Source organism: Paenibacillus glycanilyticus (assembly GCF_030161375.1).
Lineage (GTDB): Bacteria > Bacillota > Bacilli > Paenibacillales > Paenibacillaceae > Pristimantibacillus > Pristimantibacillus glycanilyticus_B.
In genome coordinates this window covers 431,263-443,921 of record NZ_BSSQ01000016.1, presented here as the reverse complement: position 1 = coordinate 443,921, position 12,659 = coordinate 431,263, and the positions used below count along the sequence as shown (strand labels likewise).

The window sequence follows — 12,659 nt, the reverse complement described above, 5'->3', positions numbered from 1 at the left end:
CCCGCCAAACCCCGTCTGCCGTCGTGCGGGTGGCTGGGGTAATGTTAAAACGACACCGCGAAAAACCCCCCCCGGCGGATAGCCGGGCGGGCGCCCCGGGCTGCGCTGCCGCGCGCAGCCCCAGTGCCGCTGCCAACGCAGCGGGCACGGGCGGTGCCGCGCCTAGCAGCGCGCACCATTGCAGCGGCGCTGGCGCTGGCGCCGCTGCTTGCGGCGTGGCCGGGCTTAGCCCCAGCCACGCCGTAAAAGCACGCACGCGATGCAAGGCGTGCGCAAGGCTCGCGGGCGGCGGCTCAGCCCGCCTGCCGTCCACCCAGGCAAGGGCGGCGAGATACTCGCCCTTGCCCGGGTAATCTTCCGGCAGCAGCGCCCAGCGCTGCCGGCCCTCCGCCAAATCGCCCTGCTGCACAGCCAGCAGGCCGCTCCAGAAGTGCTCCCCTGCCGCCAAGCCCGCCATAAGCCTGCTGCTTACAGCAGGCGCAAGCTGCAGGCCGGCGTCGGCGAGCAGTTCCAGCATGGAGCGGCAAAGCGTATGGTTGCCGCTCTTCGCCGCCCGGTTGGCGGCAGCCATCCACGGCTTTCTCAGCTCCGCATCGAGCGTTCCCAGGATCAGCAGTCTTTCCCAAGCCGGCCTGTACGCCGGATGAAGGTCCAGCGCCGCCGCATAATAGTCCGCTGCTCCCTTCCAGTCATACCTTCTTTCTGCCGCATAACCCGCCAAGAATAAGGTCCGGTAACTGCCGGACCCCGCTGCCGACGAATAATGCAAGGGCGGCTGAACAACCGCAAGCGCGCGCTTCAGCGCAAGACCGGCTTCCGCAGGCCGGTCCATCGCCAGCAGCACAAGCGCGTAGGCTTCGTGCAGATCCGGAAAATCCCCGTACCTCGCAAGCCCGCTTTGGGCATGCCTCTCCGCATCCTCCAACCTGCCGAGCGACCGCAGCGCATGTACAACCTTCAGCCACACATCCGATAAATAGCCGCCGTCTTCCGCCTGGCTGCCTAGCATAGGCTCCAGCCAATTCGCCGCTTGCTCCCAGTCGCCATAAGCAAAACATTCCGTGCCCATCGCATACCGAAGCACCGGATTATTCGGTTCGCGCAGCAATGCCGCGCGCAAAATCCGTTCATTCCGCTCTTTTTTTCTTCGCTTTAAAAGTACGGCATTCCGGTAACCATCATGGAGAACTTCAACAGGCGCATGTTGCAGCGCTCCCGCTCCGCAGGCGGACACCGACGTTGCGGCTTCCTCGTGAATAGCCCCCAGGAACCGAATCCGGCGATCGTTGCGAAAAAGCCGGCAGACCGCGTCCGAGATCTCTTCATCTCCTCCGCGTCCGTCTACCCGGCTTCTAATCTGAATAAAGTAGCCGTAACAACTATCATCGGCAAGCAGCTTGCTCCAGTGCTCCATGGGAAGCGGGAGAAGCCTTTCGTCCGCATCGAGCACTAGAATCCAGGGCTGGGAAGCCCTCTCTATAACGGCGTTGCGCGCCGCTGCAAAATCTTCCTGCCAAGTGACCTGCATCACCTTCGCCCCATAAGCCTTGGCTATGTCCACCGTGCGGTCGGTTGATCCGGTATCGGCGATAAGAATCTCCGAACAATAAGGAGCAGCGGATGCCAGACACGCCGGCAGGAATTGCTCCTCATCCCTTACGATCATGCAGAGCGACAACGGAAGCGGCTCGGCGGGCGCTTCCTCCCGATCTACCTTACCAGCCTTCATAACCGGGCAATAACAACCGAACGTTCTGAATGGCTTGCTCGCGGGCGGACCGTTTCTTCTGCTGCTGGGCGCGCTCCAAGAAATACTCGGCCCTCCCCCGCCAATGAACCGCGGCAGACAACGTATCTTCCGCTTCTTCCTCGCTAAGGATTCCCGCAAACGGCAACCGGCCGTAGTCTCCCTCCCGGACGGCAATCGCATGTGCGGCGAGTGAGCTCCGCAGCGACGGTTCCTTGTACAGCTCGGCTTGCCATTCCAAGTAGGCAATGGCGCTATCCGGGCAGCCGCTTGCGACCATTACGCCCGCAAGCTTCAGCATGGCCGCTTCGTCCGGGCATGAAATCCGTCTGGCCATTACGGCAGCAAGCTCGCTTGCGCGTCCGGCGGTACGGAAATATTTGCACAAGCGGAACAACGGCGGGAGCAGGCTCGGCTTAAACCTTAAAGTCGTCATATAAGCCTGAATAACTCCCTGCTCATCATGCAGCGCTTCATAGATTCTTCCCTGCAAATAAGCCGTCCTGAACGTTCCCATCCCGTCCTCCGTGTGATAGCGGGCAGCGGCGGCGCCTATCTCCAGCGCTTTCTCCGCCGCCTCAAGCGCCGCAAGGAATCTGCCCGTGCTCGCGGAGCAAAGCGCGATGTAATGCCATAAATCCGTGTAATCGGGAAAAACCTCCGAACCTTCCCTTGCCGCCGCGGCGGCTTCCTCCCACCGGCCAAGCAACTGAAGGCTAAGCGATTCGTATTTAAGCACCAGATGCGCGTAAGACAGCTGGGCGAAACCGTCCGAACGGCGCGCGATCCGGAACGCTTCAAGCGCCTCGGCGGCGCGGTTGTTGCGCAAATATTCCACGCCGATATTATAACGGTGGAACGTATTGTCCGGTTCTTCCGCAAGCGCAAGCTCGAGCAGCTCCATATTGCGCTGCAGCTTGTTTTTTTCCGCCACCACTTGGGTCCGGTAGCCATAATGGTGGATGACGACATCCGTCAGATGAAACCGGGCAGAAGGATTTTTCCGGAGTATCGAAAAAGAAATCTGCTCATGAATACGTCCCTCGAATCGATGAGCAGGGTCATTGCGGAACATTCGCAGCACGGGATGAATCGTTGAGCCCTGATCATGCTCCGGCCCGATCTGATTCCGGATTTGAAGAAGCAGCGCCGACAATTCGTCATGGCGGGCGTAATCGAGCAGCTGCGATTTTGTCGCCGCGTCCAGCTGTTCATCTGCATCCAGGAACAGGATCCAATCCCCTGAAGCCCGCTCCACCCCGAGATTGCGGGCTTTTGCAAAATCGCGCTCCCAACCGCTGCGAATGACAACCGCTCCGTATCGCTCCGCGATCGCAATCGTCCCGTCCGTTGAGCCGGTATCTACGATAATGATCTCTTCGGCAATGCCCTGCACGCTGTCCAGACAACCGGGCAAATGTTTTTCCTCGTTTTTAACGATCATGCATAAGGAAATCCGCTTCCGCCGCTCCGCCATTCACGCGCCTCCTTTGCCGTCCGTTCCAGTTCGTCTTCCAACCCAGCCATTCCACCCGCAGCAGCGCTTCCTCCAGCTTGATCCGGTCAGGCTCCGACCAGCTTCCGTCCCAATTGCGGCTCCCGCTGTATTCATCCGGCTGCAAAGCTTCGATTGCCAATTGCAAGCAAGCGGCCGAAACGCCAAGTTGTGCCCTTTCTATATAAACACCGCTGCGGTCGTTGTCGGCGGCACTCTCAAATAGCGATAAAGCCTCGCTGTACATGGTTTTCAAATAGAGCAGCTCTCCTAGACGAAAAGACTGTTCCCCCGTCAAGCGCCCATCTTTCTCGAAACGGTCCAGCATCAATTCGGCGGCGGCATCGACGTAACCATGGTCATACAGCGTCATTTCAAAATGCGGCTTTATGCCGTAGTAACTGCCCGCCAGCTTATTCGCCAGCCGCAGCATGCCGCGGTTTACGGCAACGTTCAGCCAGCTTTTGGCGGTGGCCAGCTCCTGTTCTTTGGCAATTCGGTTCAATGCCCCTTGCGGCACCGGAAGCCAAGCGTTTAATTGCTCGGTCTCTTTGAAGAGACGGCTGCTCCCTCCATAAACGGCCTCTAACTCCTCCTTGCTCATTCGCTGCCCTTCATTCCATCGGCATAACGCGAAGTCCATGCCTAACTCCGTCATTTCTGGCCCGGGATCCGGATGATCCAATAGGTTTTCCGCCTGCAGCCAAGTCCGAATTTGGGAGGCTGCCTCGGCATATTGCCCGGTCCCGATCAGACAGTCGGCGAATTTTCTCATATCGGAAAAAGGCAGCAACGCCGCTTCGTTGTTCCCGGCCCCCTCCTGATGAATCGTCCGCCATAACGGCAAAGCCGTGCTATAGGCTCCAATACGGCTGAGTACCCTGGCCATCACTTTATGTTTTTGTGCCTCATCCTCTCCTGCAAAAGCGCTCAGCTTCTGGCGGATATCCGAATCCGATTCTCCAAGAAGCTGAAGATCATCCGCCCAGGCGGCCAGCGCTTCCTCCCAGGCGGGCATCGCTTTAAGCAAAGACTCGTAATGGCGCCCTGCGGCACCCGTTTCACCGGTTTTGTGCAAAAGAGCGGCCAGACGGAGCTCTGCTTGAAAGCTGCCGGATCCTTTTTCCGAAATGTAGGAATGGGGCTTTGCGCCCGCTTCAATGGCCGTCTCGTATGCGGATTTTGCCTCGGGCAGCATCCCCAAAGCCGTTAAGCTGTCGCCTTGCAGCATAAACAGGTCCGGATAATCCGGGTAACGAAGCGTCTCCCCGCGGAGCAGGGCGGTTGCTTCTTCATAGCGAGATTGAGCGGATAGCACCTTCGCATAATCTCTGGCTAACGTTGGACGGTATGGGGCGGATAACGGTGTATAGTCAAGCGCTTTGCGGAACGCTGCCGCCGCTTCTTCCGATTGTCCTAGCTGGCATAACGTCACCCCATAATTGTATAGACAAAAAGGGTCATTGGGCCGCTTGGACAGCTGCCTGGTAATGACCCGTAAATTGCGCTCTGCTTTTGATTTGCGCTGTAGCACGTCCGGCATATAGCCGACATGCACAATTTGATGCTCGCCCGTACATAAGGGACCGTCGACATCTTTCAAGACCGTTCCCGTCTCCGTTTCCCGGATAAGGACGAGCTGCTCGTGAATTTCCCCGTGATAACGGTATCCCCGGTCTGCCCGGAACAGGCGAACGGCTTCGCTGCTGACGCTTAACGTCGGATTGGCAGCATCCAGCAGATGCTCCATCCGCAGTCGGTACGCCGTTGAAGCGGCTGCTCGCAGCTGTCTTCTGATCGACTGCGAATCCCCCTTTAGCCGTTCATCCGCATCCAGGACCAGCACCCAAACCGTACGGGCATGCTCTAACGCCAAATTGCGGGCGGAGGAGAAATCATCGTTCCACTCCGCCCGAATGACTCTTGCTCCATACCGCAGGGCAATGTCCACCGTCCCATCCGTCGAACCCGTGTCGACCACGATGAGTTCATCGGCTATGCCGCGAATGCTCTCCAGGCATTCTGCGAGCATATCCTCTTCATTGCGTACGATGATGTGAACACCGAGCAGCATTGGATAACCCTCCTCAAAAAGAATTACCGCGGTTTTTGCGGCAATTCTTGCTTCGTAAGCGTAGGCCTAAAGAGTAAGCTTAGGCTTACGTGCCTTGGCCGTTGAAATATACGTCTACCGTTGTTGGACTGCCCGTCGTTGTCGAACGGTAAGCAAGCCTCGTATATTTCAGAAAACGCTGCGGCACGAGTACATCTACCGAGCCTACCGCGATTCCCGTTACACTCTCCACATCGGTATACCAGTTCGTTCCGTTGGCGCTGATCTCGACACGTGCCGTCGCTGCATTTGTTCCCGGACCCTTGTTGTAGACAAAATAAGAATAAGTGCCAAATACGCTAGTCGTTATGGTCGGTACAGCCGTATACGCATCTGCTGTTAGGTTATTCAGGTTAGCTACTTCTTGGAAGCTCTTTTGCGAAATCGAGGTAACACTGCTTAACGTACCTGCCGTAATCGTTGTGCCGAGTACTGCGGTTAGAGTACCTGCCGTAATTGTTGCTCCTAGCAACGCATTCAACGTGCCCGCTGTAATCGTCGCGCCTAGCAATGCGTTCAACGTACCTGCTGTGATCGTCGCGCCGAGTAATGCACTCAACGTACCCGCCGTGATCGTCGCGCCGAGCAACGCATTCAACGTCCCGCCTGTGATCGTCGCGCCGAGTAATGCATTCAACGTTCCACCTGTGATCGTCGCGCCTAACAACGCGTTCAACGTACCTGCTGTGATCGTTGCCCCAAGCAACGCATCCAGCGTTCCGCTAGACACCGCCACCGTGCCACCCGACAAGGCCACCGTGCCTCCAGAGATCGCTACAGTACCTGCTGTAATTGTCGTGCCGAGTACCGCGTTGATCGTCCCGCCTGTGATCGTTGCTCCCAGCAATGCGTTCAACGTACCTGCTGTGATCGTCGCCCCTAGTAATGCGTTCAACGTACCTGCTGTGATTGTTGCCCCAAGCAACGCATCCAGCGTTCCGCTAGATACCGCCACCGTGCCGCCCGACAAGGCCACCGTGCCTCCAGAGATCGCTACAGTACCTGCTGTAATTGTCGTGCCAAGTACCGCATTGATCGTCCCGCCTGTGATCGTTGCTCCTAGCAATGCGTTCAACGTACCTGCTGTGATTGTTGCCCCAAGCAATGCGTTCAACGTACCTGCCGTGATTGTTGCTCCCAGCAACGCATCCAGCGTGCCGCTAGACACCGCCACTGTACCGCCGGACAAGGCTACCGTGCCGCCTGATATCGCTACAGTACCAGCTGTAATTGTCGTGCCAAGTACCGCATTAATCGTCCCGCCTGTGATCGTTGCTCCTAGCAATGCGTTCAACGTACCTGCTGTGATCGTTGCCCCTAGCAACGCATCCAGCGTTCCGCTAGACACGGCCACCGTACCGCCGGACAACGCTACCGTGCCTCCAGAGATCGCTACTGTACCTGCTGTAATTGTCGTGCCGAGTACCGCGTTGATCGTCCCGCCTGTGATCGTTGCTCCCAACAATGCGTTCAATGTCCCGCCTGTGATCGTCGCACCCAGCAATGCGTTCAACGTACCTGCTGTGATCGTTGCCCCTAGCAACGCATCCAGCGTGCCGCTAGACACCGCCACCGTGCCTCCCGACAAAGCTACAGTGCCACCTGAGATCGCTACTGTACCCGCCGTAATTGTCGTGCCAAGTACCGCATTAATCGTCCCGCCTGTGATCGTTGCTCCCAACAATGCGTTCAATGTCCCGCCTGTGATCGTCGCTCCTAGTAATGCGTTCAACGTACCTGCTGTAATCGTTGCCCCTAGCAACGCATCCAGCGTGCCGCTAGACACCGCAACAGTACCACCGGACAAGGCTACCGTGCCTCCAGAGATCGCTACTGTACCCGCCGTAATTGTCGTACCAAGTACTGCATTGATCGTCCCGCCTGTGATCGTCGCACCCAGCAATGCGTTCAACGTACCGGCTGTGATCGTTGCTCCCAGCAACGCATCCAGCGTTCCGCTAGATACCGCCACCGTACCGCCGGACAAGGCTACCGTGCCGCCTGATATCGCTACAGTACCAGCTGTAATTGTCGTGCCAAGTACCGCATTAATCGTCCCGCCTGTGATCGTCGCTCCTAGTAATGCGTTCAACGTACCTGCTGTAATCGTTGCCCCTAGCAACGCATCCAGCGTGCCGCTAGACACCGCCACTGTACCGCCGGACAACGCTACCGTGCCGCCAGAGATCGCTACTGTACCTGCTGTAATTGTCGTGCCAAGTACCGCATTAATCGTNNGCCTGTGATCGTCGCTCCTAGTAATGCGTTCAACGTACCGGCTGTGATCGTTGCCCCTAGCAACGCATCCAGCGTGCCGCTAGACACCGCCACCGTACCGCCGGACAACGCTACCGTGCCGCCAGAGATCGCTACTGTACCTGCCGTAATTGTCGTGCCAAGTACCGCATTAATCGTTCCGCCTGTGATCGTCGCTCCTAGTAATGCATTCAACGTACCTGCTGTAATCGTTGCGCCTAGCAACGCATCCAGCGTGCCGCTAGACACTGCAACAGTACCACCAGACAAGGCTACCGTGCCTCCAGAGATCGCTACTGTACCCGCCGTAATTGTCGTACCAAGTACCGCATTGATCGTCCCGCCTGTGATCGTCGCTCCTAATAATGCATTCAACGTGCCCGCAGTGATAGTCGCGCCGAGTACCGCATCCAGCGTCCCGCTAGACACCGCCACTGTACCGCCGGACAACGCCACCGTACCACCTGAGATCGCTACTGTACCCGCCGTAATTGTCGTGCCAAGTACCGCATTAATCGTTCCGCCTGTAATCGTCGCTCCCAGCAATGCGTTCAACGTACCTGCTGTAATCGTTGCCCCCAGCAACGCATCCAGCGTTCCGCTAGACACCGCCACCGTGCCACCCGACAAGGCTACTGTACCGCCCGAGATCGCTACTGTACCCGCCGTAATTGTCGTACCAAGTACCGCATTGATCGTTCCGCCTGTGATCGTTGCTCCCAGCAATGCGTTCAACGTGCCCGCAGTAATCGTCGCGCCGAGCAACGCATCCAGCGTCCCGCTAGACACCGCCACCGTGCCGCCGGACAAGGCTACTGTGCCGCCTGATATTGCTACTGTACCTGCTGTAATTGTCGTGCCCAGCACGGCATTAATCGTTCCGCCTGTAATCGTCGCTCCCAGCAATGCGTTCAACGTACCTGCTGTGATCGTTGCCCCAAGCAACGCATCCAGCGTGCCGCTAGACACCGCCACCGTGCCACCCGACAAGGCTACTGTACCGCCCGATATCGCTACAGTACCCGCCGTAATTGTGGTGCCAAGTACCGCATTGATCGTTCCGCCTGTGATCGTTGCTCCCAACAATGCGTTCAACGTACCTGCTGTGATTGTTGCTCCCAGCAACGCATCCAGCGTTCCGCTAGATACCGCCACCGTGCCGCCTGCAATCTCAAACGTACCACCGGATACCGCTACCGTACCGCCCGAAATGGCTACTGTACCGGCCGTAATTGTCGTGCCGAGTACCACATTGATCGTTCCGCCTGTAATCGTCGCTCCTAACAACGCGTTTAACGTACCCGCTGTGATCGTTGCGCCGAGCACGGCATCCAACGTACCCGCCGTAATCGTCGCTCCTAACAGCGCATTTAACGTACCAGCTGTGATCGTTGCTCCTAACAGTGCATCTAGCGTGCCGCTAGACACCGCCACCGTGCCGCCTGCAATCTCAAACGTACCGCCGGATACCGCTACCGTACCGCCCGAAATGGCTACTGTACCGGCCGTAATTGTCGTGCCGAGCACCGCATTAATCGTTCCGCCTGTAATCGTCGCTCCTAACAACGCGTTCAGCGTGCCCGCCGTGATGGTCGCTCCCAGCACCGCGTTTAACGTACCCGCTGTGATCGTTGCGCCCAACAGTGCATCTAGCGTTCCGCTAGACACCGCTACCGTTCCGCCCGCAATCTCAAACGTACCGCCGGATACCGCTACCGTACCGCCCGAGATTGCTACCGTACCGGCCGTAATTGTCGTGCCGAGCACCGCATTGATCGTTCCGCCTGTGATCGTTGCTCCAAGCAACGCATTCAGCGTACCCGCCGTAATCGTTGCGCCGAGCACGGCATCTAATGTCCCCGCTGACACCGTCGCTCCGGACACGGCTACCGTTCCCCCGGATAATGCAACCGTACCGCCAGATACGGCTACCGTCCCTTCCGATACCGCTACCGTACCGGCCGTGATTGTTGTCCCCAATACTGCGCTAATCGTTCCGCCCGTCACCACGGCGTCAACCGTGCCGCCGGATACCGCCACCGTTCCGGTAACCCCTACCGTACCGCCCGAAATGGCAACTGTACCCGCCGTAATCGTTACTCCCATAATGCTGCTGATTGTTCCGTCTAGCAACACTGTTACAAGATTCCCGGTTGAATCCACGGCCAGAGGCCGCGCCGTATCCGTATTGTCTTTACCAAAGATTAAAGTGCGTAAATTATCCGGATTGGGATTAAACGTCGAAAAGTTCGGCATACCTACTCATCACCTTTTTTCTCTTAAAAAATGAAATTCATGAACCGGTCTCATCTCTGCGCGCTGCGCCTGAAAATACACCTGAATTAACGTTGGAGCCCCCGTCAGCTTCGAACGAATCGATAGTCTAGTGAAATGCATGAATCTTGAAGGGGTCATAATCTCTATTCCGCCCGCTTCAATCACCGTCTCGTAATCGTGCGCAAAATCTACGCCGTTTGGCCCAACCTCGAGGCGTACAATGGCAGCATTTTTCCCCCGATTCAATACGGCGTAAGAAAACACCAAGTCCGAAGCCGTATCTTGTGTTGGCATTGGGGCGAATTCATCTGAGGTCACAGCTTCTTCATATTCAATAGAGCGAAAAATCTGCAAAGAACTGCCGTTTTTGCACCCGCAGCAAACACGTCTTCTGGGGATGCGGCGACGCTTCTTGTGCTTGAACGGTTTTTTGCGGCAACGACGCAGTCTTCTTCTATGTTTGTGTTTGTGTCTTGCTGTTTTTCCCATATCTCCTCTTCTCCTCAATGTCCATGCTTCCATTACTTTATGTGTAAATGAAAATGTACGCGGCGGCGGTTGAACGCGGTAGATTCACCTAACTTCATTCTCATCCGTATTTCCCCATACAAATCCGGTGTTTGCGCCATATAATGAGGCAAGCATTCCCAGACAAGAGGTGAACTAATTTGACGAATTCCTCCGTATTCAACAGCGAGAACAGCCCGTTATATATTCTGTTGAATAACCGCTATAACAGCCCTGCCATCGTGGCTCCGCCCGAAGAAGACGCAGCCGCGAGCGGAAGATTTTTTATGGTTACTTCGGCCAGTACGGCTGTAGGCGGGGGCTCCAACTTGTTAATCCAAATCACGAACCCTAACGCCAGCGGAAGATCGCTTTATATTTCAAAAATTAGCGGAGGAGTAAGCGCCGCGGCTACGGTAAACCTTTACTCGGGAGGGACGGTTTCCGGCGGAACAACCCCAACTCCTTTTAATATGCAGCTTGGCAATGCGACCACAAGCGTAGCTACGGCACGGGTGGCGACCGGCAGCGTATCCGGCTCTCCTACCTTGTTTTATACTTCTCTGCTTGCAGCGGGTATGTTTGAGGTCGTTTTTACAGGCGGACTTATTGTCCCGGCTAACCGTTCGGTCGCTATCTCCGTTGGTACAGGATCCATTACGGCGGCCGCCAATATTTCGTGGTGGGAGTTTTAATGCCGAACAACTCGATTTTCGATAGCTCGAATAGGCCTCTGTACGGCGCAGCCGCCAACTCCTACACCCAGCCGGGAACCGAGGTTCCCGTCCAAACGGGGACATCCATACAAGCAGGCGGCTCCTTCACCGTCAATGCGGCCAATAGCATTTCCTTAGGAATATTAGGGGGGAGCGTCAACAGCTCCATTCGTATTGCCAATCCTTCCGGCAGCGGGAAAACGGTTTATCTTGGACAAATCGTAGGCTACACCAACATCTCGCTAAGCTTGCTCTCCAGCTTTTCCGCACAAGTAACGCTCTACAGCGGAGGTACCATTGCATCTCCAACTACCGGCACGCCGGTTAACCTTAATCTTGGCAGCAGCACGGCCAGTGTCGCTTCGGTTACAACCTCCATCAACGCGGTAACAGGCGGAACTTCATTTGTGCTGTATCCGCTGCAGCCTGGGCCGTTCTCTTTTTCCTTTGGCGGATCCGTAGCCGTACCTCCGGGCCAAACTTTAACCGCTAACATTGTGGGTGCTTTGACCGTTCTCGGCATACTTGGCGTTGGCATAGAGGTCATCTGGTGGGAAGTTTAATACTTATGAAAAAAAGCCCATGCAGCCTATATTTAGGCCACATGAGCTTTTCTTCTTGACTGCGTGCGTTACAGCAGCTTTTCGATATCCGGGGTCATGCTTAAAGGCTCGTCCGTCGACTCGAACCGCTTCACTACGTTGCCATCGCGGTCAACGAGGAACTTCGTAAAGTTCCATTTCACGTCGTTGCCTTCCAGGTAATGAGGAAGTTTTTCGGACAAGAAAGCATGCAGCATTTTGCCGCTAGGCTCGTCCGTATTAAAGCCGTGGAACGGTGCCTGCTCGCTCAAATAAGCAAACAAGGGATGAGCTGTTTCTTCGCGCACATCGGTCTTCGCAAACAGCGGGAACGTTACTCCGTAATTGAGCTGGCAAAAGTCCTGTACATCCGAATTCGAACCCGGCTCTTGCTCGCCAAATTGATTGCTAGGGAAGCCCAAAATCTCAAGCCCTTGGTCCTTGTATTGCTCGTACACTTTCTGCAAGTCGGTATATTGCGGGGTAAAACCGCATTTGCTCGCTGTATTTACGATCACGAGAACCTTCCCTTTGTAATCCTCCAGGTTCACCTGTTGTCCTTTAATGGTTTCCGCTTCGAATGAATATACGCTCATGTTGATTTCCTCCTTGAGAAAAATGATTTTATTAAATTAAATTGTACACAATTTATATCACAGTCGGCTACCCGATGTCAAATTCGGATGGAGTAGCAGGCATTTTGCCTGCTGCAGACGGATAGCCACTCGAGGTCAGCTCCTTTCGGGCCTGTAGCAGGCTTTTTGCCTGCTGCAGACATGTCGCCATTCGAGGTCTGCCTCTTTCGGACCTGTAGCAGGCTTTTTGCCTGCTGCAGACATGTCGCCATTCGAGATCCGCCTCTTTCGGGCCTGTAGCAGGCTTTTTACCTGCTGCAGACATGTCGCCATTCGAGGTCCGCCTCTTTCGGACCTGTAGCAGGCAAAATGCCTGCTACAGATAAAGAAAG

8 protein-coding genes are annotated in these 12,659 nt (G+C 56.1%); 2 read left to right on the top strand and 6 right to left on the bottom strand.

What is annotated here, in order from left to right; all coding sequences use genetic code 11:
- The 5 genes from QQK89_RS22065 to QQK89_RS22045 form a co-directional block, all read right to left on the bottom strand.
- Nucleotides 1-1,729, bottom strand: a 1,729-nt coding sequence (locus QQK89_RS22065; protein WP_284240825.1) for a glycosyltransferase family 2 protein, incomplete at its 3' end; no start/stop codon positions are given.
- Nucleotides 1,716-3,224 carry a tetratricopeptide repeat-containing glycosyltransferase family 2 protein gene (locus QQK89_RS22060; protein ID WP_284240824.1) on the bottom strand — a complete coding sequence of 503 codons (1,509 nt, stop codon included), beginning with the start codon at nt 3,222-3,224 and terminating at the stop codon, nt 1,716-1,718. The genes QQK89_RS22060 and QQK89_RS22065, both read right to left, overlap by 14 nt.
- Entirely contained in the window at nt 3,181-5,316 is a 2,136-nt protein-coding gene (locus tag QQK89_RS22055; protein ID WP_284240823.1) for a tetratricopeptide repeat-containing glycosyltransferase family 2 protein, read from the bottom strand. Before QQK89_RS22055 ends, QQK89_RS22060 begins: the two co-directional genes overlap by 44 nt.
- An 85-nt stretch (nt 5,317-5,401) precedes the next feature.
- The gene (locus QQK89_RS22050) at nt 5,402-7,522 is read right to left on the bottom strand and encodes a DUF6385 domain-containing protein (RefSeq protein WP_284240822.1); all 2,121 of its coding nucleotides are present in this window, start codon (nt 7,520-7,522) and stop codon (nt 5,402-5,404) included.
- A 2,354-nt stretch (nt 7,523-9,876) separates the two neighbouring features.
- Nucleotides 9,877-10,377 (bottom strand): DUF6385 domain-containing protein, encoded by a 501-nt coding sequence (locus QQK89_RS22045; protein ID WP_284240821.1) that lies wholly within the window; start codon nt 10,375-10,377, stop codon nt 9,877-9,879.
- A 179-nt stretch (nt 10,378-10,556) separates the two neighbouring features.
- On the opposite strand from QQK89_RS22045, the gene QQK89_RS22040 reads away from it, so the two are divergent.
- Complete coding sequence (locus QQK89_RS22040; protein WP_284240820.1) at nt 10,557-11,090, top strand: hypothetical protein; 534 nt, start codon at nt 10,557-10,559, stop codon at nt 11,088-11,090.
- Complete coding sequence (locus QQK89_RS22035) at nt 11,090-11,674, top strand: hypothetical protein (protein WP_284240819.1); 585 nt, start codon at nt 11,090-11,092, stop codon at nt 11,672-11,674. Before QQK89_RS22040 ends, QQK89_RS22035 begins: the two co-directional genes overlap by 1 nt.
- Before the next feature lie 68 nt (nt 11,675-11,742).
- Here QQK89_RS22035 and QQK89_RS22030 read toward each other — a convergent pair whose 3' ends face one another.
- Complete coding sequence (locus QQK89_RS22030; protein WP_284240818.1) at nt 11,743-12,288, bottom strand: glutathione peroxidase; 546 nt, start codon at nt 12,286-12,288, stop codon at nt 11,743-11,745.
- Nucleotides 12,289-12,659 lie beyond the last annotated feature (371 nt).

Excerpts from the sequence above, each read along its gene's own strand:
- QQK89_RS22060 (WP_284240824.1), bottom strand. The coding sequence starts at position 3,224 with ATGGCGGAGCGGCGGAAGCGGATTTCCTTATGCATGATCGTTAAAAAC.
- QQK89_RS22030 (WP_284240818.1), bottom strand. The coding sequence starts at position 12,288 with ATGAGCGTATATTCATTCGAAGCGGAAACCATTAAAGGACAACAGGTG.
- QQK89_RS22045 (WP_284240821.1), bottom strand. The coding sequence starts at position 10,377 with ATGGGAAAAACAGCAAGACACAAACACAAACATAGAAGAAGACTGCGT.
- QQK89_RS22055 (WP_284240823.1), bottom strand. The coding sequence starts at position 5,316 with ATGCTGCTCGGTGTTCACATCATCGTACGCAATGAAGAGGATATGCTC.
- QQK89_RS22035 (WP_284240819.1), top strand. The coding sequence starts at position 11,090 with ATGCCGAACAACTCGATTTTCGATAGCTCGAATAGGCCTCTGTACGGC.